Raw genomic sequence first — 26,198 nt, forward strand, 5'->3', positions numbered from 1 at the left:
AAAGGCTTCTCAGGCCAGCCGGTTGTTCCGGCAGTAGACGCTTGGGATCAGAATTCTGAAGGAGTACGCACGTGGCACGTGTGAAGAGGGCGGTCAACGCCCACAAGAAGCGCCGGGTTATCCTTGAGCGCGCAAAAGGCTACCGTGGACAGCGTTCACGCCTGTACCGCAAGGCCAAAGAGCAGCTGCTGCACTCGTTTGTGTACAGCTACGGCGACCGCAAGAAGAAGAAGGGCGACTTCCGTCGCCTGTGGATCCAGCGCATCAACGCTGCATCCCGCGCCAACGGCCTGACCTACAACCGTCTGATCCAGGGCCTCAAGGCCGCTGAGGTCGAGGTTGACCGCCGTATGCTGGCCGAGCTGGCCGTCTCTGACGCCAACGCCTTCGCCGCGCTGGTCAAGATCGCCAAGGACTCGCTGCCCGCCGACACGTCCGCTCCGGCCGTTCAGGCTGAGGCCGCACCGGCTGCCAAGAAGCCGGCCGCCAAGAAGGCCGCCGCCAAGAAGCCGGCCGCCAAGAAGGCCGCCGACCAGGCTGCCGAGTAGTACCTGTCGTCGTTCGATAACGACGTCGTTCAGGAACCGGCTGGAAAGCTACTAAGGTTCTTGTATGAACGAAACCGGGCGCCCGCAAGATGTTTTACTCTCCAACCCCCGAGCTGATCGGGTGAGGAAGGTGGCACAGCTTGCCGGGCGCCCGGCCCGTTTAAAGCGCAGCGAGTTCCTCGCGGAGGGCCCCCAGGCTGTCCGGGAAGCCCTGGCCCTGCACCAGAAAAAGCTTGCCGCGGGGGAGCCCGGCATCGTCTATGAGGTCTACGCGAGCGAGGCCTGCCTCGACCGTCACCCGGACCTGGAGACGCTCGCGGAGGGCACCACCGCGTTCCTTGCCACCGACGAAGTGCTGGCCGCGATGGCGGACACGGTCACCCCGCAGGGCATCCTGGCGGTCTGCGGCTTCCTGGACGTGAGCCTTGAGCAGGTGCTCGACGCCGGCCCGCAGCTGGTTGCCGTGCTGTGCCAGGTCCGCGATCCCGGCAACGCCGGCACCGTGCTCCGGGCAGCCGACGCGGCCGGCGCGGACGCCGTCATCCTGACCGCATCCAGCGTGGACATCTACAACCCCAAGGCCGTGCGTTCGACGGCGGGATCCCTCTTCCACCTGCCCGTGGTGCTCGGCGCCGAAATCGAGGAGATCGTGGCCCGCTGCAAGGAACGCGGCATCGGAGTCCTCGCCGCCGACGGCAACGGTGAACTTAACCTGGACCGGCTCCAGGACCAGAACGCGGCCCGACGGCTGGGCGCACCGCCCCGCGAGTCCGTGTACGCGCTGGAGAACCCGACCGCCTGGCTCTTCGGCAACGAGGCCCAGGGCCTCGCCGAGGAAGAACTCGCCCTGGCAGACCACCGGGTGGCCGTGCCCGTATACGGGGCTGCTGAAAGCCTCAACCTCGGCACCGCCGCGACGGTCTGCCTCTACGCCAGCGCCCGCTCACAGCACGACGGTGCAATAAATCCGGCCGGCTGATCTCCTCACGGGTTCGCGGCAGTCGCCCGGCAACAGGCACAAAAGTACGGCGGGGGTCCACTGAAAGGTGGACCCCCGCCGTCGTACGTTTGCGGTTAACTGGTCTTTTTGCGTCCTGTGATGGCGCCGTAGACGAGGGCAACCAGCAGGCCGCCGACAATGGCCAGGAGCCAGGAACCGAGATTCCAGAATTCCATCTTGCCGCCACCAAACAGCAGGTCGCCGATCCAGCCGCCGACAACTGCGCCGACAACGCCGAGCACGAGGCTGGTAACCCAGCCGCCGCCGACCCTGCCAGGCATGACTGCCTTGACGATTGCACCTACTATGAGTCCGAGAATGATCCAGCCGAGAAAGCCCATTACTCCTCCTACATATCGTCGGCATCCAAATGGTGAATCCCGATTATGGCTTCAAGCTAACATAGGCCTGTTTGCTTGTCAGCAGGATCACACCCAATCGTTATCTGCCCGGTGACCTGCGCTGTTGCGGGCCAGTCCGGCCGCCGCAGCGTGTCGGAACAGCGCCGGCCGCGGTGCTCCGCCGGGGCGGTAACGGGTACGGTATTCCTTGTGGGCGCAGGCAACGGCTGGAGTCCACCACCCGGTCGAACCCTAAGGAGAGGCTCTCTTGGCTGCAAATGGCGGTACCAAGGCGATTGTTGCGGCGTTGGCTGCGAACCTGACCATCGCCGTCCTGAAATTCGTCGCGTATTTCCTGACGTTTTCCTCATCGATGCTGGCCGAAGCGATCCACTCCCTCGCTGACTCCGGCAACCAGATCCTGCTGCTTGTGGGCGGCAAGCGGGCCAAGCGGGCAGCGAGCCCGGAGCATCCTTTCGGCTACGGACGCGAGCGGTATATTTACGCGTTCATCGTCTCGATCGTGCTGTTCAGCGTGGGCGGTCTCTTTGCGCTGTTTGAAGCGTGGGAAAAGCTCCAGCACCCCCACCCCATCGAGGGCGCGTTCTGGTGGGTTCCGCTCGCGGTGCTCTTTGGCGCGATCGTCGCCGAATCCGTTTCCTTCCGGACTGCAATCATCGAATCCAACCACGTCCGCGGCAAGCAGGGCTGGGCCAAGTTCATCCGCAGCGCCAAGCAGCCGGAGTTGCCGGTCATCCTCCTTGAGGACTTCGGCGCCCTGGTGGGCCTGGTTTTCGCGCTCTTCGGCGTGAGCATGACGCTCATCACCGGGAACGGCATCTGGGATGCATTGGGTACTGCGATGATCGGTTTCCTGCTGGTGGCCATCGCCGCCGTGCTCGCCGTGGAAACAAAGTCCCTGCTGCTCGGCGAGTCAGCCACGAAGGACGACGTCGCCAAGATCAGGGCGGCCATCGAGTCCGACGGCACCTCGATCATCCACCTCAAGACCCTGCACCTGGGCCCGGAGGAGCTGCTGGTCGCGGCTAAGATCAGCATCGGCCGCTCAGATACAGGCCAGGAGATCGCCAAAGCGATCGACGATGCCGAGACGCGGATCCGCGAGGCGGTGCCGATCGCCCGGGTCATCTACCTCGAACCGGACGTCCAGCGCGTCAGCACTCCGTAGCGGGATCTTCTGCGCCACCAGTTGTTTGAGGGGCCGCTGGTCCGGTTGCCGCTATGCGGGCTACCGGACCAGCGGCCTCTTGCGTTCCACCAGTCCGCTGACGAGGGCGACGGCGAGGCCCAGGACGGCCAGCCCGGCCCCGACCAGGGCCGGTGCGACGTATCCCCACCCCCAGGCGATGACGAGGCCGCCGAGGAAGGCGCCCAAAGCGTTGGCCACGTTGAGGGCCGCATGGTTGAGTGAGGAGGCCAGCGAGGGGGCATCCGGGGAAGCATCCAGCAACCGGGTCTGCAGCGCCGGGACCAGGAGTGCACCGGCGGCGCCGACGACGAAGACCATCACGTAGGCGGACCACGGCCAGTGCACGGCCACGGCGTAGACCACGAGCGCGACGGCAATGCCCGGCAGCACCCAGTAGATCGTGCCCATCACGGACCTGTCTGCGATCCGGCCGCCGACGATGTTGCCCGCCACCATACCCAGCCCGTAGAGGGCGACGACCAGCGGGAGCCAGGCCGCGGGAATGCCCGCAACGGAGGTCATGGTGTGGGCGATGTAGGTGTAGGTGGCGAAGAAGCCGCCGAAACCGACGATGCCGATCAGGATCGCCAGCCAGACCTGGAGCCGTTTGAGGGCGCCCAGTTCGCGGCGGAAGCTCGCATCAGCGTGTGGCTTCTGGAACGGCAGGAACTTCCAGAGCATCACCAGGGTGATGATGCCGATGACGCCCACCAGCAGGAACAACAGCCGCCAGCCATACGCCTGGCCCAGCCAGGTGCCAAAGGGTACGCCGATGACGTTGGAGACAGTCAGGCCGGCCATGACCATTGAAATGGCCCAACCACGTTTGGTCGGTGCGACCAGTGATGCCGCGATCACGGCCGCGACGCCGAAGAAGGCCCCGTGGGGCAACCCGGCGGCGAAGCGCGACACCAGCATGGTGCCGTAGTCGGGGGCGATGAAGGACGTCAGGTTCGCGATGCTGAAGAACAGCATGAGGCCCAGGGCCAGGTACTTCCGCGGCATCTTCGCACCGACGGCAGCCAGCAGCGGGGCCCCGATCACCACACCGAGGGCGTAGGCCGAGATCAGGTGGCCCGCCTCCGGGGTGCTGATGTTGAGCCCCTGCTCCACCTCCTTGAGCAGGCCCATCATGGTGAACTCCGTGGTGCCGATGCCGAATCCGCCCATGGCAAGGGAAACGATGGCGAGGGCAACGTGGCGGGTGCGGGTTTTGGGCGTGGCCGGGGCTTGTGTGGTGATAGTCATTCGTCTGCTTTTCGGTGACGTTCCCGGCTGCAGCCAGGAGAATGCGGCAAATTAAATCTGATGTGTGGTCTGAGGTGTGTAACGGGGCAGGCGCGCTCGGTATTCCGGGTACTCAGGAAGGTGGCCCCCATCCATTCTCCCCTGAAGCGGGCAGCGCCCCTAAATCTGCCCCGGTGGTCCAGATGGGTCCAACCAAGTGCTTCCCGCCGTTGAGGAAGCGCCCCGCCGCCCCGGCGGGCGCTCATTAACGGGTGGCCGGGACGTTCCAGCGGGGGAGGGTCGGGGTCTCCGCGGTGCGGCGTTCCAGTTCGACAGCGACCTCGGTGAGCAGCTCATGGGCGGATTCCGACCCCGCGAGTTGCACGCACTGGGTGAGGGCCGCCTGGAGCAGGTACAGCTCGACGGAGGATATGAGGGGCCAGCGGCGGAATGTTCCGAAAATACTTGAGGGCCGCGACTCCCGAAGCAGGTCTCTGCCGGGCCTGGTCGGCAGCGTCTCATGAATGACCTGTCCGAGGAGCCGGGCTTCCGGCGGGCCAGCCTTCGTAAGTAGTTGCCCAGGCCGCGGGTCGGAGGTGGTCAGTTCACTCAGGTCCACGGAGACGGTGACATCCAATTTGCTGTGCATGGACACTATTTCTCTACAAATCACGAGCGGCCGGCTGCCTGACCACGACCAGAGTACCGCGTCCGGCATGAACGGTGTCAGATTCCTGCCGGGAGTGTGGGTCATCGCCCGGGGCGTCCGGAACCCGGTTGCTGCCACCACAGATCACCTCCCCCGGATGAGGTCCGCGTGCCGGTGCGGCCGGACAATGGTCGTACTTGCCAGTGGCAGGGCTATCTGCCGCATCCCATCTCGGAAAGGAGCCTCCCATGTCGCGAGCACACCCAATCCTTGCAGGATCGATCGCACTCGGGGTCGCCGGCGCACTGCTCACCGGTTGCAGCACTTCCAGCCCCGGCACGAGCGTCAGCAGTGCCCGAGCGGAGAAGAACGTTTCGCAGGCATGCGCTGCTGCCAGTGCCTTTACCGCAGCCCTGACAAATTTCAAGCAGACACTGAAGCCTGGTGTCACCGTGGGGCAGCTCGATTCGGCACGGGACCAGGTCGCGAAGACCTACGACGATCTGATCAAGGCGAGCCAGGACGTCGCGAAGGACGAGGTGGACGCCGTTAAGACGGCTGAAAACAACTTCGACCGAGCCGTCAAGGCTGTTCCCGACGATGCCACCCTGACCCAGGCCGTCAGCTCCCTGCGGGACGAAGCAGCTAACGTGCAGGCCTCGGTCAGCGACCTCCAGACAGCGGCCAAGTGCTAAGGCCCGGAATTTACCGGGTGACTCGTCGTTGGCTGCGTGCCCCGCAGGTAGCGGCGTTAGCGTGCCGCCCCCGCTGAAAGCAGGGAAGTGAAAAATGAGTTTCCGGGAAATCTCTCGGGTTACCGGCCGGAGAATGCCATGAAATCCTTCGAGGCCGAGACCCTGATCAATGCCCGGAACTCCACGGTATGGGAAATCATCACGGACTGCGGCAACTACACCGTCTGGGACTCCGGCATTACCCGCATCGATGGCCACCTGCGCAACGGCGGCCCGATAAGAGTCCGGACCCGTCTGGGCGGGAACCGCACGTTCCGGCTGCGCGTGCAGCAGATACCGGGCGAGGTGATGACCTGGACCGGAGGCCTGCCCTGGGGCCTGTGCAAGAGCGTGTGCACGTTCACACTGACTCCTCGCGGTGGCATGACCCACCTGCGCGTCAGGGATGACTTCACCGGCCCACTGCTGCGCCCGCTTTGGAGCACCGTCCCCGATCTGGAACGGGCCTTCGCCGACTACGTCAGCGCCGTCAAGAAACGCGCCGAACTCCTCGGCAGACACGAAGCCAGGATCCCCGCTGCGCCGGGCCGGCCATGGCCCAAGCCGGGCGAAGGCTCGGGTCCGCTAAGTGCCCGCGAAACTTCGCCGTAGTTGCGGCCGATCCTTTCCTGACCGGCGCCGCGGCGATTCCTGCAGCAAACGCCGGCTTTGTTGACGGGGCGGGGCGATAAAGAGGCGCCATAGACACGCATTCGCGCCGCGCGTATGCTCTTCTCCCCAGCAGTCTCATGCTTCCGGGAGGCCCCAGTGACAAATCGGGACACTGACGACGAACAACACTGCGAGGCTGAGCGGAGGAACTTTCCAGCGAGTCACTTCGGCGTGGGTCCGGACGGGCAGTTTATTCACATCAAGGTCAGGCCCAACTGGAATAACCCCGGCCAAGGGCACACGATGAGCGGGCAAGACGTGTGGTTTGAGGGCCGCACGGTCGATTTCCAGCAAGAATGGAACCTCATAAAAGTATGGCCTCGACTATGATCCGGGCAGCCAAAACGGATCCCCGTCGCTGATTTCTGCGCCGGTCATCCGATTCGCCCCAAGAGCAGCTCGGCAGAGGACCCTGCAGATAGCCCGGACTTGACGTCTTGGCCCCGCGAGCTGTCTAAACTGGAGGGCGTGACTGGACTTATCAGCGTCGTCGGCGGCGCCGTATTGGACTCCCTGGCCCAACCCGGCCGGCTGCTCGTGGCGCGGCGGACGGCGCCCCCGCACTTCGCGGGCATGTGGGAGTTTCCCGGCGGCAAGGTCGAGTCCGGCGAGACGGGCGAGCAGGCCCTGCACCGTGAGCTCCTGGAAGAACTTGGCGTGACCGTCCGGCTCGGCGCCGAACTGGACAGCGGATCCGCCGACGGCTGGCCGCTCAATGAACGCGCGGCGATGCGGGTGTGGTTCGCGGAACTGCTCGACGGCGTTCCCCACCCCCTCCAGGACCACGATGAGCTGCGCTGGATCAACCTCCGGGACCGCGACGAGGTGCTGGGCCTGCCATGGATCCCGGCTGACCTGCCGATCGTCGAGGCGCTGTTGGACAGGCTGCCGGTATCGGACGCCCCGGCCGTTTCCGCGACCTGAGCTGAGCATTCGGGCCGCCGGGGCCCCACCTCTCGCCAAAGCGTGAAGCATGTGACTACGCTGAAGCGAATCGAGAGGAGCAACCCGTGCAGGTCGGTGTCAGACGGGAGCAACGTGCAGGGGAGCGCCGGGTTGCCGCCACACCGGAGACGGTGCAGCAACTCAGGGCCCTCGGCCTGGACGTCGCCGTGGAACGTGGGGCGGGCGCCGAAGCCGGGTACGCGGACGCAGCCTTCGCCGCGGCCGGAGCCTCGATCGTTCCGGAGCTGACCGCCGAATCACTGGATGTCCTGCTGCACGTCCGGCCGCTCGAGCCGGAGAACGCCGGGCGGCTCCGGCCCGGCACCATCACCATCGGGTTCGCCTCACCGGGCTCCGAACTGCCCGGCGTGGGAGCCCTCGCCGCCGCAGGGGTCACCTGCTTTGCGCTGGAGCTGGTGCCGCGCATCTCACGGGCCCAGTCGATGGACGCGCTCAGTTCCCAATCGCTGGTCTCCGGCTACCGTGCCGTCCTGGAGGCGGCTCTGCGCTACCCGCGGTTCTTCCCGCTCTTCATGACGGCCGCCGGAACGATCCCGCCCGCACGGGTGCTTATCCTGGGTGCCGGCGTCGCCGGGCTGCAGGCGATCGGGACCGCGAAACGCCTGGGGGCGCGGGTCTCCGCCAACGACATCCGCGCGGCCTCCGCCGATGAGGTCGCCTCGATGGGTGGCACGTTCATCCACCTGGATCTCGACACTCGAACTGCGGGCACGTCCGCTGAGGGCAGCGGCGGCTACGCCCGGGAGCTTGGCGAGGACCGGGCCACACGCCAGCGCGCCCTGCTGGCCCCCCATGTCGCGGCGGCGGATGTCCTCATCACCACGGCGGCCATCCCCGGCCGGGCGGCACCCCTGCTCGTGACCACGGACATGGTGGCCGGCATGCGGGCCGGTTCGGTCGTCGTGGACCTGGCCGCGGAATCCGGCGGCAACGTCGAGGGAGTCATCGCGGGCCGGGATCTCCAGGTCCCGGTGGACGGCGGATCCGTGACCCCGGTGGGCCTGCAGGACGCCGCCTCCGCGATGCCCTCCGATGCTTCCCGGCTGTTCGCCAAGAACGTCGCAAACCTGCTGGCCCTCATGACCGCCGACGGCAAGGTGGTCCCGGACTTCGACGACGAAGTTGTCGCCGGCGCCTGTTTGACCCACGGCGGCTCCGTTCGGCATGCCGCCACCGCCGAAGCACTGGAGGCCCTCAAATGATGGATCCGATCACGCTGCTGACCGTGGTGGTGCTCGCCGTTTTCGTAGGATTCGAAGTCGTTTCCAAGGTGACCAGCAAGCTGCACACCCCGCTGATGTCCGGTGCCAACGCCATCCACGGCATTATCCTGGTTGGCGCCATCATCGTAGCCGGGCAGGCCAGTGACCCGTGGCTGCTGACGGTCGCCCTCATCGCCGTGGTGCTGGCAACCGTTAACCTGGTCGGCGGATTCGTCGTCACGGACCGGATGCTGGAGATGTTCGGCAGCAGGAAGCCGATCCGGCCCCGTGCCGGCACGGGGGAGGACGGGACGTGAGCGTCCTCGGCCCGGGATGGACCGCCCTGTTCTACCTGGCGGCCGCCGTCTGCTTCATCCTCGCGCTGAAGGGCCTGAGCTCTCCCCGGACCGCCCGGCGCGGCAACGCCATCGGAGCGGCCGGCGCCCTCGTGGCCGTGGTCACGGTGTTCCTCTCCGCGAAACTGGAGAACATCCCGCTGATCATCGCCGCGGTCGCCGTCGGGTCCGCGGTGGCGGTCCCGGTGGCCCGGCGCGTGCAGATGACCCAGATGCCGCAACTGGTCGCCCTGTTCAACGGGGTCGGCGGTGGCGCCGCAGCACTCGTGGCGGTGCTGGAACTTGGCCACAGCGATGACCCGTGGGTGCGGCTGGCTGTGGCGTTCACCATGCTGGTGGGCGCGGTGTCCTTTGCCGGTTCGGGAGTGACGGTCGGCAAGCTGCAGGAGCTGATCAGCACCCGCCCCCTGCTCTTCCCCGGCATGCCGGTGCTGATGGGCGCCGTGGTGGTCGGGGCCGTCGCCGCCGGAGGCTTTGTTGTGGCCACAGGGTCGATCGGCTGGGCGGTGGCGCTGTTGGTACTGGGCCTCGTGGCAGGGCTCCTGCTGGTGCTGCCCGTGGGCGGGGCGGACGTGCCGATCGTGATCTCCCTGCTCAACGCCTTCACCGGCCTCGCGGTCGCGGCGTCCGGCATTGTCCTGGGCAATGTGCTCCTCCTGGTGGCGGGCACGCTCGTCGGGGCCAGCGGTACGATCCTGACCAAGGTGATGGCGGCCGCCATGGGCCGCGGCGTGACGGGCATTATGTTCGGCGCCTTCCGGGGCGGCTCGACGGCGGGATCCACCGTCCAGAGCGACCGGCCGGTGCGCTCCTCCTCGCCCGAGGACGTCGCCGTCCAGCTCGCTTATGCACAGCGGGTGGTGATCGTCCCCGGGTACGGACTCGCCGTGGCCCAGGGCCAGCACACCATAGCCGAGCTGGCCACGGCCCTGACGGCCCGCGGCGTCGAGGTGGTCTTTGCCATCCACCCGGTGGCCGGGCGGATGCCGGGCCATATGAACGTCCTCCTCGCGGAAGCCAACGTTCCCTATGAGGCGCTGAAGGAGCTCGAGGAAGCCAACCCGGAGTTCCCGAACACCGACGTGGCGCTCATCGTGGGCGCCAACGACGTGGTCAATCCTGCCGCCAAGTCCACGCCCGGAGCCCCGATCTACGGGATGCCGATCCTGGAGGTGGCGCAGGCCGGCCAGGTGGTCTTCCTCAAGCGCTCCATGCGGCCGGGCTTCGCCGGGATCGAGAACGAGCTGCTGTTTGATCCGAAGACCACACTCCTGTTTGGCGACGCCAAGGATTCGCTCACCCGGGTCCTGGGCGCCGTGAAAGCCCTCTAGGCAGCCCTCCACCCTTCCGGGCAAACTCCGGAACCCCTCTAGAACAGGGTGGGCTGCGCGGCGTCGCTTGCGGCCCGCTCGCCGCCGCGGAGTGCGGCCGCCTCGGGAATGCTGCCGGCCGGGTACTGCGCTTCCTCGTCCCGGGGATCACTGCTGCCAGGATCGTCGTTGAGGTCGCGGTGGCTGAACCCCTGCGATCCGGAGAAACCATGGCGGGCCTTGAAGTAGCGGATGCGTCCGGACAGCCAGGCCCGGTACTCCGGGGAGGCGTAGGAGCCGGTGCCGTACAGCCGCCGGTACTTGCCGGCGAGCTGCGGGTGTTCCCGGGCGATCCACTGCATGAACCATTCCCGGGTTCCGGGCTTCAGGTAGAGGGCCCCGGCCGTCACGCCGGTGGCGCCCGCCGCAGCCAGGGAGCAGAACAGGGAGTCCAGGGCCTCGTCGCTGTCCGAGAGCCAGGGCAGGATGGGCATGGCCATCACCCCGCACGGCAGCCCCGCTTCCCGGAGCCTTGTGATCAGCTTGAGGCGTGCACGCGGACCGGGTGTGCCGGGCTCCACGGCTTCGGAGAGGCGCTCGTCCGTCATCGCCAGCGAGATGCCCACACCGACGGGCACCTGGGCGGCGGCGTGCTTCAGGAGCGGGATGTCCCGGGCCAGCAGCGTGCCCTTGGTCAGGATGGACAGGGGAGTGCCGGAATCGGCCAGGGCGCCGATGATGCCCGGCATGAGCTGATAGCGGCCCTCGGCCCGCTGGTAGGGGTCCGTGTTGGTGCCGAGGGCCACGTGCTGCCGCCCCCATGAGGGCTTGGCCAGTTCCCGGCGTAGGACCTCTGCGGCGTTGATTTTCACCACCACCTGGCTGTCAAAGTCCAGCCCGGCGTCGAAGTCGAGGTAGGTGTGGCTCTTCCGGGCGAAGCAGTAGACGCACGCGTGGCTGCAGCCGCGGTAGGGGTTGATGGTCCATTCGAAGGGCATCCGCGAACCGGCGACCACTTTGTTGAGCACCGATTTGGCGGTGACCTCATGGAAAGTGACGCCGGCAAACTCCGGGGTGGTCACAGAACGCACCAGCCCGATCAGGGGCAGCAGGGGATCGGTTGTGGTGGACGGGCCGCGCCCGCTCCCGCCTCCGGGTGTCCCGCCTCCGGGTGTCCCGCCTCCGAGTGTCCCGCCGCCCGGTGTCCCGGTCCCCGGGGCACTGTCTTCGGGCGCCGGTTTGAGTGCTTGTGCGTCCCATCTCATGGCTCCATTCGAATGTATGTTCGAGTTTAAGTCAAGGACCCCCGCCGGTCACCGGCACATCCCGCCGGTCACCGGCACATCCCGCCGGTCCCCGCGGGCCCCTCCGGCCACGGCCGGCCCGCACGCCGCCTTGTTAGGCTGGGGCGATGATTCTCCTGACAGGGTTCGAACCGTTCGGCGGCGAAAGCACCAACCCGTCGTGGTCGGCAGCGCGGGAGGCCGCTGCGCGGCTCCGGGCCGAGGGACTCAAGGCGCAGGCCGTCGTGCTGCCCTGCGTCTTTGGCGACGCGGTACGCGTCCTGGAAGCAGCGCTGGAGCAGCACCACCCGGATCTGGTGATCTGCGCGGGCCAGGCCGGCGGACGGTCCCGGGTGTCGCTGGAACGGATAGCGATCAACTGCGACGACGCGCGGATCCCGGACAATGCCGGCAACGCGCCCGTGGACCAGCCGGTGGTCGCCGGCGGACCGGCCGCGTACTTCAGCACCCTTCCGGTGAAGGCGGCGCTCGCGGACCTCCTCACGGCGGGGATCCCCGCCGAGGTCTCCCAGACCGCAGGCACCTACGTCTGCAACCATGTCTTCTACGGGTTGATGCACGCCCTGCGGCTGCGGCCCGGCACACGGGGAGGCTTCGTCCATGTTCCCTACGAGCCGGCCCAGCTGCCGCCGGGCAGCACGGAACCGGCGCTGCCGCTGGAACAGCTTGCGGAGGCGCTCGCCGTCGTCGCCCGCACCACCCTGGCTACGACCGTGGACCTCAGGATCGCCGCCGGCGCCACCCACTAGCCGGCCGGACCCTGCCGGCCCCACGGCGCCTCAGCCGAGCAGTTCCCACACGACGTTGATGGTCGCGCTGATGCTGGATTCTCCGGCCTCCACGGTGAGCGACTCCACCGCGGCGACCCGCTGCATTTTCGCCACCGGGATCGGCACCGGGTAACCGGTCTGCTGCGTCAGGGACACCACCTTGCCCAGCGAGGCCCCGGCGAGGGACGCGAAGTGCCCGGCCGTGGTGAGGGCGTCCTGCCAGGCAGCCTCGCGGGCCCGGGCGGTGACCGCGGCGGGATCAGCGAAGCCGAGCTCCAGCCCGTTGAGCCGGACATCATTGCCGCCGGCCGCCACCGCGGCGGCGATGGCGTCCGACGACGCTCCCAGCTCCCTGAGCCGGACACTCAGCACGCTGGAGGCCAGGTAGCCGGAGACAATCTGGCCCCGGCCCTCCTGCCAGTTCACCTCGGCGCGGACATTGAGCCCCGACGTCGTGATGTCCGGATCCGCCACACCGTGCCCGCGGAGCGCCGCGGTAATGGCCGCCGAGACCCGGCCCGCGTCGCCGTAGGCCGCGCCGACTTCCTCCCGGCGGCACTCGACGCCGATCGAAAGGGTCAGCAGGTCCGGGGCGGCTTCCGCGCTGCCGGATCCGGTGACGGAGATGGTCCTGGGGCTGTCGCTCATGTCATGCCTCGTTCCGCTCGCGGGCCGCCGGGCCCGTCCTGCCGGTCTTCCGGGGTCCGTTGATGTTGGAGTATGGCTTTCGACCGGATGCCTGGATCCGCTCGCTCAGCTCCGGGTAGCCGCCGGCCCGCAGCCCGGCGTGCTGTTCAAAGAAGTTGCGCGAGCCGGGGTGGCCGGTCCGGGCCAGGGACCAGCCTGCGGCGAGGAAATACAGCGGCAGGAACGGGAGGCCCAGGCACCAGGCGTACTGGGTGCAGTGCCGCTCCTCGTGCCCCAGCAGCGTCTGGTTGGCCAGGGCCTCGGCGGGCCCGGCACGGAAAATCACCACATTGCCGACCGTGAAGGCGCCCGCGAAGGGCAGCCGCCAGCGGTACCCGGTGGCGATCAGCAGTCCCCGGGGTCCGCGTCGGACGGGGGCGCGGGCGCAGCCGGCCAGCAGCAACCCCAGCGGGGTTGATGCATTGAGTACATTGGCCAGCTGCCGCAGCCGTTGTCCCGGCGTCATGAGCCCATGCTAGCCGGGGACCAGCCTGCCGGATACGAAGCAGAAGGCAAGCCGGCAGGGGCGGGCGGAGAGGATGGAGGCAGGGACCGGGTGGAGGGGTGCACAGCGGTGCCGCCGGCCCCGGAAGCGCAGTCACGTTCGGGCACCTGAGCCCGTTCAACTAGACTGGTGGGGAATGCCCGCCCGAGCGATTTTGGCGAGCCCTGCCCTTTGTCCACGCGCCGGTCCCTGCTCCCGTTGAGGGTCCTGTGCGTTGGCATGAACCGACTCGTAGCTAAGAACAGTAGATGACTGAAACTTTGCCGGGCGCCGGCGTCCCGAATCCCCTGGATGAAGCCGCCATCACCGCCGCCGTAGACCAGGCCGTTGCCGCCATTACCGCTGCCTCCACGCTCGATGAACTCAAGGCCGTGCGCCTCGCGCACACCGGTGACAAGTCCGCGCTGAGCCTTGCCAACCGCGAAATCGGCGGGCTGCCGAAGGACCAGAAGGCCGCCGCCGGCAAGCTCATGGGCTCATCCCGCGGACGCGTCAACAAGGCGCTCGCGGACCGCACGGCCGAGCTCGAAGCCGAGAACGACGCGCGCATCCTGGTCGAGGAGACCGTCGACGTCACGGCCGCCCCGCGCCGCCGTCGCGCCGGTGCACGCCACCCGCTGTCCACCCTGCAGGAACGCGTCGCGGACATCTTCGTCGGCATGGGCTGGGAGATCGCCGAAGGACCCGAGGTCGAGTCCGAGTGGTTCAACTTCGACGCGCTCAACTTCAAGCCGGACCACCCTGCCCGCGAAATGCAGGACACCTTCTTCGTGGAGCCGCCCGAGGCCCACCTGCTGATGCGCACGCACACCTCCCCGGTGCAGGTCCGTTCCATGCTGGAACGCGAACTGCCCATCTACGTGCTGTGCCCCGGCAAGGTCTTCCGCACCGATGAGCTCGACGCCACCCACACCCCGGTGTTCCACCAGTTCGAGGGCCTGGCCATCGACAAGAAGCTCAGCATGGCGGACCTCCGCGGCACCCTGGAGCACTTCGCGCGGCAGATGTTCGGCGACGAGGCCCAGATCCGGCTGCGTCCCAACTACTTCCCGTTCACAGAACCGTCCGCCGAGCTGGACATCTGGCACCCCGGCGCCAAGGGCGGTCCCAGCTGGATCGAATGGGGCGGCTGCGGCATGGTCAACCCCAACGTGCTCCGCGCCGCGGGCATCGATCCGGACATCTATTCAGGTTTCGCCTTCGGCATGGGCATCGAGCGGACCCTTATGTTCCGCAACGAGGTCGGCGACATGCGCGACATGATCGAGGGCGACGTACGTTTCAGCGAGCACTTCGGGATGGAGATCTAACAGTGCGTATCCCACTTTCCTGGCTGCGTGAATTCGCGCAGGTACCGGCCGGAGCAACGGCCGAAGACGTGATGGCCGAACTGGTCAAGGTCGGCTTTGAAGAGGAAGCAGTCCACCGGCCCACGGACACGCTCCAGGGCCCCATCGTGGTGGGCCAGGTCCTGAGCATCGTCAAGGAACCGCAGACCAACGGCAAAACCATCAACTGGTGCCAGGTCCGGGTAGTCCCCGAAGGGCAGCGGCAGAACCTCACCGGCGAGGGCATCGACCCCTCCGGTGTCCAGGGCATCATCTGCGGCGCGCACAACTTTGTGGAAGGCGACAAGGTGGTGGTCACCCTCCCCGGTGCCGTGCTGCCCGGCGACTTCCACATTTCCGCGCGGAAGACCTACGGCCACCTCTCCGCCGGGATGATCGCCTCCGTACGCGAGCTCGGCATCGGCGAGGACCACGACGGCATCCTGGTGCTGTCCCGGATCGGTCTGGACCCGGAAATCGGCACCGACGCCATGGAGCTGCTCGGTCTCTACGACCAGGCCGCCGAAATCAACGTCACCCCGGACCGCGGGTATGCGTTCTCCATCCGCGGCGTGGCCCGTGAGTACGCCCACGCCACCGGCACGTCCTTCACCGACCCGGCGTCGAAGGTCCAGGCACCCGCGGAACTGGCCGGCGGCTACGGCGTGAAACTCAACGACGACGCCCCGGTCTACGGCAAGCCCGGCTGTGACCGCTTTGTGGCCCGCACCGTCCGCGGCGTCGACGCCACGAAGCCGACACCGCCGTGGATGACCTCCCGGCTGCGGCTCGCCGGCATCCGCTCGATCTCGCTGCCCGTGGACATCTCGAACTACGTCATGCTCGAACTCGGCCAGCCCACCCACTGCTACGACCTGGACACGCTGTCCGGCGACATCGTGGTCCGCCGTGCCGTCACCGGGGAAAAAATCACCACCCTGGACGCCAGGGAACGCACGCTCGACGTCGAGGACCTCCTCATCACCGACGGTTCCGGTGCAATCGGCATCGCCGGCGTGATGGGCGGCGCCGCCACCGAGGTGTCCGACTCCACCACGAACGTCCTCGTTGAGGCTGCGCACTTCGACGAAGTGTCCATCGCACGCTCCCGCCGCCGCCACAAGCTCCCGTCCGAGGCGTCCAAGCGCTTCGAACGCGGCGTCGACTGGCAGGTCGCCGGCGTGGCCGCCCAGCGCGTCGTCGACCTTCTGGTCGAGCTCGCCGGCGGCACCGCCGTGGCCGAGGGGACCGACGTCGGCACCGCGCCGGACGCCGTCAGCGTTGAGCTGCCCGCGGCCTTCGCCGCGGAACGGATCGGCATCGACTTCACCGAGGAGCAGATCCTCACCTCGCTCGAGGACCTGGGGGCCGTCGTCGCGAAGAACGACGGCGGGTACCTCGTGACCGCCCCGAGCTGGCGCAACGACCTCGAAACCAAGGAAGACCTCTCCGAGGAGATCGCCCGGCTGGTCGGCTACGACCAGATCCCGGCGTCCCTGCCGGTCGCGCCGCCGGGACGCGGGCTGACCCGCGTCCAGCAGCAGCGCCGGCGCCTGGTCCAGGCCCTCGCGGCTTCCGGCCTCACCGAGGTCCTCGCGTACCCGTTCGTCTCCAAGGCCGCCAATGACACCTTCGGCGTGTCCACGGAAGGATCGCCGCGGAAGGCCCTCAAGCTCGCCAACCCGATCAGCGAGGAGCAGGGCTACCTGCGCACCTCGATCCTGCCGGGCCTGATCGAAGTCGCCAAGCGCAACCACTCGCGCGGTTTCCGCGACCTGGCACTGTTCGAGGCCGGGCTCGTGTTCCTGCCGGGCGAAACGCTCGGCACCGCCTCGATCCCGCCGCTTGGCATCAGGCCCAGCGACGAAGTGCTGGACGGCCTGTACGACGGCGTCCCGGACCAGCCGCTGTACCTCGCCGCCGTGCTCACCGGACACGACTCGCCGGCGGCCGCCGGTCATGCGCCCCGGGCGTGGGACTGGGCGGATGCCCTGGACATCGCCCGGATCGCCGGCGACGTGCTCGGCGTCGAGATCGTCATCAGCCAGGGCCAGCACCAGGCCTTCCACCCGGGACGGACCGCGCAGCTGGCGCTGCGCACCGGCGCGGTCCTGGGCCATGCCGGCGAGCTGCACCCGAAGCTGCTGGCGGCCCACGATATGCCTGCCCGGTCCGTGGCGCTCGAATTCGATGCGGACGCCCTCTTTGAGGCCGCCGCCGACGTGATCGTCGCCCGGCACATCTCCACGTACCCGGTGGCCACCCAGGACGTCGCCCTGGTGGTGCCGCAGGAGGTGCCGGCGGATGAGGTGCTCAGCGCCCTGCGCGAGGGCGCCGGGGCGCTGCTCGAAGACGTCGCACTCTTCGACGTGTACGCGGGCAAGGGCATCGAGGACGGCAAGAAGTCGCTGGCCTTCAGCCTGCGCTTCCGGGCCGATGATCGCACGCTCACCGCCGACGAGGCATCCGCCGCCCGCGAGGGCGCCGTGGCGGTCGCCCATGAGCGCTTCGGAGCAGTCCAACGCTAAAGCCTAAGGGGCACAGAGGGACCCTCGCCGTCTCCGGAGTCACCGTCCGGTCCGTTCGTCTTGCCGACGTCGGACCGGACGGTGAAGCTTTCCTTGATCCCGCGGAACGCGCACGGGCCGCCGGCATCACGGACCCGGCAACCCGGCGGGACTTCCTGGCCGGCCGGATCGCGCTGCGGGAGTTCGCCGCGGGGATCCTGGCGGTGCGCCCGGGGGACCTGAGCACCGCCTATTCCTGCCCGGACTGCGGAACGGGCCCGGAACTTGACCACGGCCGGCCCGGCTACCGGCTCCGCGAGGTGCCGGCCAGCCTTGCCCTGAGCCTGTCCCGAAGCCACGGCTGGGCCCTGCTGGCGGCCGGTCCGGACCATCCGGCCAGTTCCGTCGGTCGCGCCGGCGCAGCCGGAGTGACGGTCGGCATCGACCTGGAGCACAGCTCCGGCGTGATCTTTCCCGGGTTCGACGACGTCGCCCTCACCCCTGCGGAACGGCAGCTTCTCTCCGCCGTGGCGCCGGACCAGGCGACGCTCTGGCGGACCGCCGCCTGGGCCCGCAAGGAAGCCCTGCTGAAGGCCCGCGGCACCGGCCTGCGGATCGAGCCGGCCTCCGTCGAGGTCTACGCCGAGCGCGGGGACGGCACGCTGCTTATCGACCTGGACACCGTTGCCCTGGGCCTGCCTCCGGGCTTTGCCGGCGCGCTGGCCGTCGTTGGCGATCGATAGCAGCTGCCGCCAGTTTTGGCAGCCCGTGCTACCCGGAATCCGTCCGGATCGAATCCGCCTGAACGGCCCGCCGCACGCCGATTTACGGCGGTATCCAACCCAGTTGTCCTAGCCGCTGAGCGGCAGCGGCGGCAGGGCCTCCTGGTACAGCCACGGGTGCAGCAGCGCCTCGGTGTCGAGGCCGGTCGCGTGGTCCGCGGTGAGGATGAACTGCGGCGTCGAGACGGAGCCATGCCGGTTCTGGCTGGCCCATTCATGCAAAAGGGAGAAGAACGCCAGGTCGCCGCAGCGCAGGCGCAGGGCATGCAGCGCCAGGGCGCCGCGCTTGTACACCCGGTCATCGAACATCAGCTCCGGCCCGGGGTCCCCCACGAGCAGGTCCTGCTTGCCGGCGCTCAGCTTCCGCCACGCGCCGGCGGCCCGGCGGGCCACGGTCATGACGCCGGCCTCTTCGGACCAGATCCATTCCGCATAGCAGGCAAACCCCTCGTGCAGCCAGATGTCCTTCCACGAGGCCGCCGTCAGCGAGTTGCCAAACCACTGGTGGGACAACTCATGGGCGATCAGCCGCTGGGAGTCCCAGTCATCCCCCAGATGGTTGGAGCCGAAGATGGACAGGCTCTGCGCCTCCAGCGGGATTTCCAGCTCGTCCCCCGCCACCACGACCGTGTACTCCGCGAAAGGGTACGGTCCGAAGCAGTCGATGAAGATGCGCATCATCTCGGGCTGCCGCGCCAGACCCGCCCGGGCCGCGTCGGCCAGCGCAGACGGAACGGCCGCGTACTGGGGCACCTGATCCGCCGCAGTGACGGGGTTGAGAGTCAGGAGCTCGTAGCGGCCGATCTGGACCGTGGCGAGGTATGTGGACATGGGCTCGGTCTGCTCGTAAACCCAGGTCTCGCGGCTGGACCGGCTGGTGCGGGCGATCAGCATCCCGTTGCACACGGCCCGGTAGTTCGCATCCGTGGTCACCGAGATCCGGTAACTGGCCTTGTCCAGCGGGTGGTCGTTGCAGGGGAACCATGAGGGTGCGCCGTTGGGCTGGCCCGCCACGAGGACGCCGTCGGTCAGTTCCTCCCAGCCCACTTCGCCCCATAGCCCGCGGCGGGGTGTGGGGTTGCCCTCGTAGCGGATGTCCAGGGTGAATTCCTCACCCGGCAGCAGGCCGGCATCGGGGACGACGACAAGCTGGTCGGCGCGTTGGCTGAACTTCCGGACCCTCCGCCCGCTGAGCTGGATCTTGGTGGCCCGGAGCCCGGTCAGGTCCAGCACAACGGCCGAGGTGGGGCGTTGTGTCACGGCATGCACCAGCGCGCGTCCGTTCAGGCGGTTGCTGCTGAGCTTGTAGTCCAGCTCGAGTTCATAGCGGGTCACCCGGTAGGCATCCGTGCCATGGCCCGGCAGGTAGGGGTCGGGGGAGCCGGCCACATCGTCGGCGGGCAGGCCGCTGCCGGCGCCCGCCGGGGCAGCGGGACTCAGGGGTCTGGGACTCATCAAACCGGCTTTCGGGATTGCAGGTGCAGAACGAACAGCGCGGGGCTACTTCGGCTTGGGAGCCGGCACCGCCGGCCCGCCCCACGGGCTCACCGGATTCCCCATCCAGTAGCTCGCGGCGGGCACCGTCTCGCCCCGCATCACCAGGGATGCCGGGCCCACGGTGCCGCCCTTGCCAATCCGGGCCTGCGGGAGGATGACTCCGTGCGGTCCCATCGTTGCCCCGTCATCGAGCGTAACAGTGTCGATGCTCATGACGCGGTCGTGGAAGAGATGGGTCTGGACCACGCAGCCGCGGTTGACCGTGGAGTTCCGGCCCAGGGTCACGAGGTCCGCTTCGGGAAGCCAGTAGCTCTCGCACCAGGTGCCGGCACCGATCCGTGCGCCCAGGGCCCGCAGCCACCAGACCAGGGCCGGGGTTCCAGCCGCCGAGCGCGCGAACCAGGGCGCGCTGACCATTTCGATGAAGGTGTCCACGACCTCGTTACGCCAGATGAAGGAGCTCCACAACGGATGCTCGCCGGGGCGGATGCGCCCCACCAGCAGCCATTTCGCCACGACGGCGCTGCCGGCTGCCGCGGCGCCGGCGAGCAGGATCACGACTCCGCCCAGGAGCGCAGCGATGCCGTAATTGAAGGCCGTGGCGAGCCAGTCGAAGGCCAGCAGGACCCCGGCGGCGATCGCGACCGTCGCCACGACGGGGACAAAGCGGCACAGCTCCCACAGCGCCCGGGCGATCTTCAGCCTCACCGGCGGCTGATACGTCCTCGTGTCGTCGGAGGCGATGGCCGTGCGCCGGAGCCGGACCGGCGGGCTGCCCAGCCAGGACGTCCCGGACTTCGCCTTCGCGGGAGTTGCCGAGAGCACCGCCACGAGGGAGTTCTTCGGCACGCTGCGGCCGGCCGCGGTCATCCCGGAGTTGCCCAGGAACGAGCGTTTGCCGATCTTGGCGGGGGCGATCCGCAACCAGCCGCCGTCGAGCTCATAGGAGGCCACCATCGTGTCGTCGGCCAGGAAGGCGCCTTCGCCCACCGTGGTCATCTTGGGGATCAGCAGGACCGTGGAGGCCTCGACGTTCTTGCCGATCCTGGCGCCCAGCAGGCGCAGCCAGACGGGCGTGAACAGGCTGGCGTAGATGGGGAAAAGCAGGTCACGGGCCAGGTCCAGGACCCGTTCGGTGGCCCAGACCTGCCAGCCGATCCTGCTGCGCACCCGGTAGTAGCCCTCGGCCAGCCCCAGCCCCAGGAGCCGGGTGGTGAGGAGGATCAGCACGAGGTTGGACAGGAACCAGACCAGGGCCGCCGGCGGCAGGGACAGCAGGAGCTGCGGCAGCGCGGCGGTCAGCGAGGCGCTGCCCCGGATGAAGCCAAAGACCACGAGGGCCGCGGCAGCGGCGGACAGATAGGGAATCAGGGCCAGCGCGGCCGAGGCGGTGGCGAAGCCGGCAAACCAGAGCCGGCCGATCAGCCGGTGCTCCGGGGGAGTCTCCGGCCAGGAGTGTTTGGCCTTGCCCCGCCGCTCGGCCGGGGACCCGGCGACGAGCTGCCCGGATTTCACCTTCCCCAGCACGGCCGAGCCTGGTTCCACCCGGGCCCCGGCACCGATCGTGGCGCCGGGCATCAGGGTACTGCGGGCACCGACCGTCGCGCCGGGCCCGATGCGGATGGCGCCGATGTGGACGATGTCGCCGTCGATCCACCAGCCGGACAGATCGACCTCGGGCTCGACGTTACAGCCGCTGCCGAGCGAGAGCAGGCCGGTGACGGGCGGCAGCGAGTGGAGCTGGACGTCGTCGCCGATTTTCGCCCCGAGGGCCCGGGCGTAATACGGCACCCAAGGGGCGCTGGCCAGGCTCACCGCGCCGGCCAGGTCCTGGATCTGTTCAGCCAGCCAGAGGCGCAGGTGCACCCGGCCGGAGCGCGGGTAGGTTCCCGGCACCACCTTGCGCAGCAGCAGCCGGGCGGCGGCGATGGAGACCAGCATCCGGCCCGCGGGGCTGACGAACACGAGCCAGGAGGCGCCCACCCACCACCAGGACACCGTGGGCGCCGCCGAGAAGCCGGCCAGGGAGGAGAGGAGATTGTTCGCCGCCATGAGGTACGTCAGCCAGCGCATGCCGACCAGGATGTGCAGCGGAACGCCCATCAGGGTCTGGAACGCCTGCGACTTGCGGGCCGTGGGCCGGACCGTGCGTTCCGGTGCCTGGCCCGCGCCGCCCTCGGGCAGCGACTGGCGCGCGGCGTCGATGAGCGCTCCGACCCGGGGAGTGGCGTAGATGTCGGCCACCGTGATGGTGGGGTAGCGCACGCGCAGGGCGGAGACGAGCTGCGCGGCGGCGAGGGACCCGCCCCCGTAGGCGAAGAAGTCGGCGTCCAGGCCGGACACGGTGCTGCCGAGCACCGCACTCCACTGCTCCACGATCCAGGCCGCATCGTCCGGGAGGTTCAGCGGGGCCGCCGCGGCGTCGGCGGCGCCGGCCCCCGCCAGCGGCCACGGCAGCGCGTGCCGGTCGACTTTGCCGCTGGTCTTGGTGGGCAGCGAATCGACCACTGTCAGCAGCGGGATCAGGGGAGCCGGGAGGCTCTCGCCGAGGAGCTCCCGGGCGGCCGCCAGATCGAGCTCCCGGCCGCCGGCGGGGGACAGGTAACCGACGAGAATCTGGTTTCCGGCCGCCGTCGTCTGCACGGCTGCGGCCGCGCCGGCCACATCCGGAAGCGCCTGCAGGGCGGCGTCGATCTCGCCCAGTTCGATCCGGCGCCCGCCCAGCTTGACCTGTTCGTCGGCGCGGCCCTGGAAGATCAGCCCCGCGGCCTCATAGCGGACCAGGTCGCCGGAGCGGTAGGCGCGCGTCCAGCCGAGCGACGGCATGGGGGCATATTTCTCGGCGTCCTTGGCCGGGTCCAGGTACCGGGCCAGGCCAACACCGCCGATGATCAGTTCACCGATTTCCCCTTCTGCGACCGGCAGGGAGTCGGCGTCCACGACGGCGAGGTCCCAGCCGTCCAGCGGCAGGCCGATCCGGACCGGTCCCGGACCGCCCAGCGGCGCAGCGCAGGCGACGACGGTGGCCTCGGTGGGGCCGTAGGTATTCCAGACCTCGCGGCCCTCGACGGCGAGCCGTTCAGCGAGGTCCGGCGGGCATGCCTCGCCGCCGAAAATCAGCAGCCGGACGCTCTCGAGCGACTCCACCGGCCAGAGCGCGGCCAGGGTGGGAACGGTGGACACCACGGTGATGCCGTGGCTGATCAGCCAGGGGCCAAGGTCCATGCCGGTCCGGACGAGGGCCCGCGGCGCCGGGACCAGGCAGGCGCCGTGTCGCCAGGCCAGCCACATTTCCTCGCAGGAGGCGTCGAAGGCCACCGACAGCCCGGCCAGGACACGGTCCTGCGGACCCACCGGTTCGTCCTGGAGGAAAAGCCGGGCCTCGGCATCGACGAAGGCCGCCGAGGAGCGGTGCTGCACCGCGACGCCCTTCGGGGTTCCGGTGGAGCCGGACGTGAAGATGACCCAGGCGTCGTCGTCCGGGCCGGGCAGCCGCGGGTCCGGGAACGGGCGGGGCCGGGAACCCCCCGTCACAATCTCCCCGGCGCCGCGCACCACGCCGGCGACCCGGGCTTCGCCGAACACCAGCCGGGCGCGCTCGTCCGGGTCGTCCGCGTCCACCGGGACATACGCCGCCCCGATGAGGAGCACGGCCAGGATGGAGATATAGAGCTGGTTGGTGCCGGAGGGGACCCGGACGCCGATCTTGTCCCCGGCCCCCAGACCGGCCCGGTGCAGCTCCCGCGCCTTGGCCCGGACCGCCGACAGCAGCTGGGCATAGCTGAGCGATTCGCGGCCATCGTCGAGTGCGGAGGCATCCGGGAAGCGCCCGGCCGTGTCGCGCAGGATGTCGACCAGCGTCCGCTCCGGCGGTGCGGCCAGCGACCCCGGAAGTTGCGCCTGGAAGACCGGGTTTACGGTGGCGAGTGCCCGTGGAAGGCCGCTGCGTTGGGGTTGGTCTTGTTGCTCAGTCACAGGGGGATCGTCTCCGGCCTAGGTGAACGGAAGGTGTCCGGCGTCGCTTTGTGTTAATACTCCGCCTCCGTCCGGTCGTTCGCACGCTCTTTCCCCGACGTGTTCCCCTGCCCTTGGGCGGCGGGAGTCACGGAACCAGGATGACCTTGCCGGTGGTGCGCCGCTGCTCCAGGTCATCGTGGGCCTGGGCAGCCTCCGCCAGATCGTAGCGGGCACCAATCCGGACCTTGAGGCTTCCGTCGGCCACCGCCGCGAAGAGCTCGTCCGAGCGCCAGCGGCGTTCCTGGGCGTTGCGCAGGAAATGGCCAATCGTCGGCCGGGTCAGGTACAGCGAGCCCCCGGCGTTGAGCCGCTGCGGGTCGAAGGGCGGCACCGGCCCGGAGGCGGCTCCGAAGAGCACGAGCGTGCCGCGGATGCGCAGGGCCTCGAGGGAACCGTCGAAGGTGTCCTTCCCGACGCCGTCGTACACCACGTCCGCGCCGGCCCCGTCGGTGAGTTCACGCACCCTGGCGGCGAAGCCGTCGTAGCGCAGCACATGGTCGGCGCCGGCCTCGCGGGCCAACTGCTCCTTGTCGTCGGTGGAGACGGTGGTGATGACGCGCGCGCCCCGGGCCTTGAGCAGCTGGATCAGCAGGAGTCCGACGCCGCCGGCTCCGGCGTGCAGCAGCACGGTGTGGCCGGGCTCGACCTTGAAGGAGGAATTGATCAGGTAATGCGCGGTGATGCCCTGCAGCGGCAGCGCGGCGGCCGTGAAGTCGTCCACGCCGTGGGGGACCGGCAGCGCCTTGTCCTCATCGATCAGGGCGTAGCCGGCATAGCAGTTGACGCCTTCGGCCGTGGCAACCCGGTCGCCGGGGGAAAATCCGGTCACGCCGTCGCCGAGTTCCTCCACGGTGCCCGAGGCCTCCGAGCCGGGGGTGAAGGGGTAACCCACCCTGTAGGTGCCGCTGCGCTTGTAGGTGTCGATGAAGTTCACCCCGACGGCGGCGACCTTCACCAGCAGCTGGCCGGGACCCGGAACCGGGCGTTCCACCGGGGCGAGCGTGAGGACCTCGGGGCCCCCGGCCTCGCGGGCGACGATTGCATGCATCCTGTGTCTCCTTGCCTGGGCGGGAAGATCCGCAATGAACTTCCTGGCTGAATTTCCGGCCGAATTTTCCGGTCCGGGTCTTTCCGGGCCCGGATCTCCGGGCCGCTATCCTGCACCCATCCTAGGGATACCGGCGCCAACGACGAAGTGACGGCCGGTATCCGGCCGTCACTTCGGGTCAAACAGGAAAATCAGGGCCCGGGCAGGAGGCCGCCGCGGAACCGCGCTGCCGCTTAGAAGCGGCGGGTGACGGTCGCCATCGGGCACTCGAAGTGGCGTCCGGCGGAGAGTCCGACGTCGTTGAGGTAGCGGACGATGATGCCGTACGACTGCATCAGCGTCGTCTCGGTGTAGGGAACCTGATGCTTCGCGCAGAACTCGCGGACGATCACGGCGGCCTTGTCGAGCTGCGGCCGGGCCATGTCCGGGAAGAGGTGGTGCTCGGCCTGCCGGTTGAGGCCGCCGAGCAGGATGTCCATGAAGCGGCCGCCGGAGATGTTCCGGGACGTCAGGACCTGGCGGCTGAAGAAGTCCACGCGGCTGTCGGCCGGCAGGACCGGCATGCCCTTGTGGTTCGGGGCGAAAGAGGCGCCCATGTAGAAACCGAAGACGGCGAGCTGGACCGCGATGAACGCGAGCGCCATGCCCCACGGCAGGAAGGTGAAGGCGAGCACCGGGAGCAGGCTCAGGCGGACCACGAGGATCGGAATCTCAACCCAGCGGTGCGTGACCTTGGCGCGCTGGAAGATGAATTTGATCGAATCGATCTGCAGGCCCAGGCCCACCAGGAACAGCAGCGGGAAGAAGAACCAGCCCTGCTTGCGGGTGAGGAAGGAAAGCCGTCCCTGCCGCGTGGCGGCGGCTTCCGGGAAGAAGGCAATGGCGCCGGTGGCGATGTCCGGGTCCTTCGAAATCACGTTCGGGTGGTTGTGGTGGGCTCCGTGCTTCTGCTCCCACCAGGAGTAGCTGATCCCGGCGACCGAGGTGGCCAGCAGCCGTGCGGCCCAGTCATTGGCGCGGCGGGAGGCGAAGATCTGCCGGTGTCCGGCCTCGTGGGCCAGGAAGCTCAACTGGGTGCAGAGGATGCCCAGGGCCGCGGCGATGAGGAGCTGGAACCAGCTGTCACCGATCAGCGCGAAGCCGAACCAGGTGGCGGTCATCAGGAGGACCAGAACGGAGAACACCGTGATGTAGAAGCCGACGCGGCGTTCCAGCAGGCCTGCGGCCTTGACGGTTTTCAGGAGTTCCGAGTAGCTCAGGACAACGGCGTTCGGCTGCCGGATACGGGATTTCGGTCGCTCCGGCGTGGCGGTAGTGAGGGTCATGTAGCGCGTGCCTCGAAACTGTAACGGGCAACGCTGCGCCCGACACTCGGACTGCAAGATTGGGGGTCACCCTATACCAAGCATACGCCCCCGGACTACACTGCCCTCCCGAATCGGAACGATCGGCCGGGCGCGGAGGGTGTGCAGAGGGGCCCGCGGGGTGCCTTCCGGTCCGTGCCGGACATGGGGCAATGGATGCATAAATATCGGCAT

Annotated in this window: 23 protein-coding genes; 13 read left to right on the plus strand and 10 right to left on the minus strand. The window is 68.6% G+C overall.

Annotated features, from left to right (window positions below; genetic code table 11):
- Positions 1-71: 71 nt before the first annotated feature.
- Positions 72-548 carry a 50S ribosomal protein L20 gene (gene rplT / locus ACZYZ5_RS10035; RefSeq protein WP_463901409.1) on the plus strand — a complete coding sequence of 159 codons (477 nt, stop codon included), beginning with the start codon at positions 72-74 and terminating at the stop codon, positions 546-548.
- Positions 549-612: 64 nt separating this feature from the next.
- The gene (locus tag ACZYZ5_RS10040; protein ID WP_463901411.1) at positions 613-1,527 is read left to right on the plus strand and encodes a TrmH family RNA methyltransferase; all 915 of its coding nucleotides are present in this window, start codon (positions 613-615) and stop codon (positions 1,525-1,527) included.
- Between the two features lie 95 nt (positions 1,528-1,622).
- Here ACZYZ5_RS10040 and ACZYZ5_RS10045 read toward each other — a convergent pair whose 3' ends face one another.
- Positions 1,623-1,889 carry a GlsB/YeaQ/YmgE family stress response membrane protein gene (locus ACZYZ5_RS10045; protein WP_307458416.1) on the minus strand — a complete coding sequence of 89 codons (267 nt, stop codon included), beginning with the start codon at positions 1,887-1,889 and terminating at the stop codon, positions 1,623-1,625.
- Between the two features lie 268 nt (positions 1,890-2,157).
- On the opposite strand from ACZYZ5_RS10045, the gene ACZYZ5_RS10050 reads away from it, so the two are divergent.
- On the plus strand, positions 2,158-3,078 hold the full coding sequence (locus ACZYZ5_RS10050) for a cation diffusion facilitator family transporter (protein WP_463901413.1): 921 nt from the start codon (positions 2,158-2,160) through the stop codon (positions 3,076-3,078).
- Positions 3,079-3,138: 60 nt separating this feature from the next.
- Here ACZYZ5_RS10050 and ACZYZ5_RS10055 read toward each other — a convergent pair whose 3' ends face one another.
- Positions 3,139-4,347, minus strand: coding sequence for an MFS transporter (locus tag ACZYZ5_RS10055; RefSeq protein ID WP_463901415.1), 1,209 nt, complete (start codon positions 4,345-4,347; stop codon positions 3,139-3,141).
- A 244-nt stretch (positions 4,348-4,591) separates the two neighbouring features.
- Positions 4,592-4,975, minus strand: a complete 384-nt coding sequence (locus tag ACZYZ5_RS10060; RefSeq protein ID WP_463901416.1) for a hypothetical protein — start codon at positions 4,973-4,975, stop codon at positions 4,592-4,594.
- A 248-nt stretch (positions 4,976-5,223) separates the two neighbouring features.
- On the opposite strand from ACZYZ5_RS10060, the gene ACZYZ5_RS10065 reads away from it, so the two are divergent.
- The 6 genes from ACZYZ5_RS10065 to ACZYZ5_RS10090 all read left to right on the plus strand — a co-directional run bounded on the left by ACZYZ5_RS10065 (position 5,224) and on the right by ACZYZ5_RS10090 (position 10,236).
- On the plus strand, positions 5,224-5,670 hold the full coding sequence (locus ACZYZ5_RS10065) for a hypothetical protein (protein ID WP_463901417.1): 447 nt from the start codon (positions 5,224-5,226) through the stop codon (positions 5,668-5,670).
- A 138-nt stretch (positions 5,671-5,808) separates the two neighbouring features.
- A complete protein-coding gene (locus tag ACZYZ5_RS10070) occupies positions 5,809-6,321 on the plus strand; it encodes an SRPBCC family protein (protein ID WP_463901419.1) in 513 nt (170 codons plus the stop codon).
- Between the two features lie 528 nt (positions 6,322-6,849).
- Positions 6,850-7,305, plus strand: a complete 456-nt coding sequence (locus ACZYZ5_RS10075; protein ID WP_463901421.1) for a (deoxy)nucleoside triphosphate pyrophosphohydrolase — start codon at positions 6,850-6,852, stop codon at positions 7,303-7,305.
- A gap of 86 nt (positions 7,306-7,391) precedes the next feature.
- Positions 7,392-8,549, plus strand: a complete 1,158-nt coding sequence (locus ACZYZ5_RS10080; protein WP_463901423.1) for a Re/Si-specific NAD(P)(+) transhydrogenase subunit alpha — start codon at positions 7,392-7,394, stop codon at positions 8,547-8,549.
- Complete coding sequence (locus tag ACZYZ5_RS10085) at positions 8,549-8,866, plus strand: NAD(P) transhydrogenase subunit alpha part 2 (protein WP_463901490.1); 318 nt, start codon at positions 8,549-8,551, stop codon at positions 8,864-8,866. Before ACZYZ5_RS10080 ends, ACZYZ5_RS10085 begins: the two co-directional genes overlap by 1 nt.
- A complete protein-coding gene (locus ACZYZ5_RS10090; RefSeq protein WP_463901425.1) occupies positions 8,863-10,236 on the plus strand; it encodes an NAD(P)(+) transhydrogenase (Re/Si-specific) subunit beta in 1,374 nt (457 codons plus the stop codon). The genes ACZYZ5_RS10085 and ACZYZ5_RS10090 overlap by 4 nt, the downstream gene beginning before the upstream one ends.
- A 38-nt stretch (positions 10,237-10,274) precedes the next feature.
- On the opposite strand, the gene ACZYZ5_RS10095 is transcribed toward ACZYZ5_RS10090, so the two are convergent.
- Positions 10,275-11,480 (minus strand): Rv2578c family radical SAM protein, encoded by a 1,206-nt coding sequence (locus ACZYZ5_RS10095; protein WP_463901427.1) that lies wholly within the window; start codon positions 11,478-11,480, stop codon positions 10,275-10,277.
- A gap of 146 nt (positions 11,481-11,626) precedes the next feature.
- On the opposite strand from ACZYZ5_RS10095, the gene pcp reads away from it, so the two are divergent.
- On the plus strand, positions 11,627-12,268 hold the full coding sequence (gene pcp, locus ACZYZ5_RS10100; RefSeq protein WP_463901429.1) for a pyroglutamyl-peptidase I: 642 nt from the start codon (positions 11,627-11,629) through the stop codon (positions 12,266-12,268).
- Between the two features lie 30 nt (positions 12,269-12,298).
- On the opposite strand, the gene ACZYZ5_RS10105 is transcribed toward pcp, so the two are convergent.
- Together ACZYZ5_RS10105 and ACZYZ5_RS10110 are read right to left on the minus strand one after the other, a co-directional pair.
- Positions 12,299-12,937 carry an SIMPL domain-containing protein gene (locus ACZYZ5_RS10105; RefSeq protein WP_463901431.1) on the minus strand — a complete coding sequence of 213 codons (639 nt, stop codon included), beginning with the start codon at positions 12,935-12,937 and terminating at the stop codon, positions 12,299-12,301.
- A gap of 1 nt (position 12,938) precedes the next feature.
- Complete coding sequence (locus ACZYZ5_RS10110) at positions 12,939-13,442, minus strand: eCIS core domain-containing protein (RefSeq protein ID WP_463901433.1); 504 nt, start codon at positions 13,440-13,442, stop codon at positions 12,939-12,941.
- Positions 13,443-13,729: 287 nt separating this feature from the next.
- Here ACZYZ5_RS10110 and pheS point away from each other — a divergent pair, with 287 nt between their 5' ends.
- The 3 genes from pheS (at position 13,730) to ACZYZ5_RS10125 (ending at position 18,059) form a co-directional block, all read left to right on the plus strand.
- Positions 13,730-14,791 (plus strand): phenylalanine--tRNA ligase subunit alpha, encoded by a 1,062-nt coding sequence (gene pheS / locus ACZYZ5_RS10115; RefSeq protein ID WP_463901435.1) that lies wholly within the window; start codon positions 13,730-13,732, stop codon positions 14,789-14,791.
- Between the two features lie 2 nt (positions 14,792-14,793).
- The gene (gene pheT, locus ACZYZ5_RS10120; protein ID WP_463901436.1) at positions 14,794-17,337 is read left to right on the plus strand and encodes a phenylalanine--tRNA ligase subunit beta; all 2,544 of its coding nucleotides are present in this window, start codon (positions 14,794-14,796) and stop codon (positions 17,335-17,337) included.
- A 203-nt stretch (positions 17,338-17,540) separates the two neighbouring features.
- Positions 17,541-18,059, plus strand: a complete 519-nt coding sequence (locus tag ACZYZ5_RS10125) for a 4'-phosphopantetheinyl transferase family protein (RefSeq protein ID WP_463901438.1) — start codon at positions 17,541-17,543, stop codon at positions 18,057-18,059.
- Between the two features lie 108 nt (positions 18,060-18,167).
- On the opposite strand, the gene ACZYZ5_RS10130 is transcribed toward ACZYZ5_RS10125, so the two are convergent.
- The 4 genes from ACZYZ5_RS10130 to ACZYZ5_RS10145 form a co-directional block, all read right to left on the minus strand.
- A complete protein-coding gene (locus ACZYZ5_RS10130) occupies positions 18,168-19,553 on the minus strand; it encodes a M1 family metallopeptidase (RefSeq protein ID WP_463901439.1) in 1,386 nt (461 codons plus the stop codon).
- Positions 19,554-19,598: 45 nt separating this feature from the next.
- Complete coding sequence (locus tag ACZYZ5_RS10135) at positions 19,599-23,477, minus strand: Pls/PosA family non-ribosomal peptide synthetase (RefSeq protein ID WP_463901491.1); 3,879 nt, start codon at positions 23,475-23,477, stop codon at positions 19,599-19,601.
- A 220-nt stretch (positions 23,478-23,697) separates the two neighbouring features.
- The gene (locus ACZYZ5_RS10140; RefSeq protein ID WP_463901441.1) at positions 23,698-24,660 is read right to left on the minus strand and encodes a quinone oxidoreductase family protein; all 963 of its coding nucleotides are present in this window, start codon (positions 24,658-24,660) and stop codon (positions 23,698-23,700) included.
- A 233-nt stretch (positions 24,661-24,893) separates the two neighbouring features.
- Entirely contained in the window at positions 24,894-25,985 is a 1,092-nt protein-coding gene (locus ACZYZ5_RS10145) for a fatty acid desaturase family protein (protein ID WP_463901443.1), read from the minus strand.
- Positions 25,986-26,198 lie beyond the last annotated feature (213 nt).

The organism is Pseudarthrobacter ribosi, assembly GCF_055412865.1.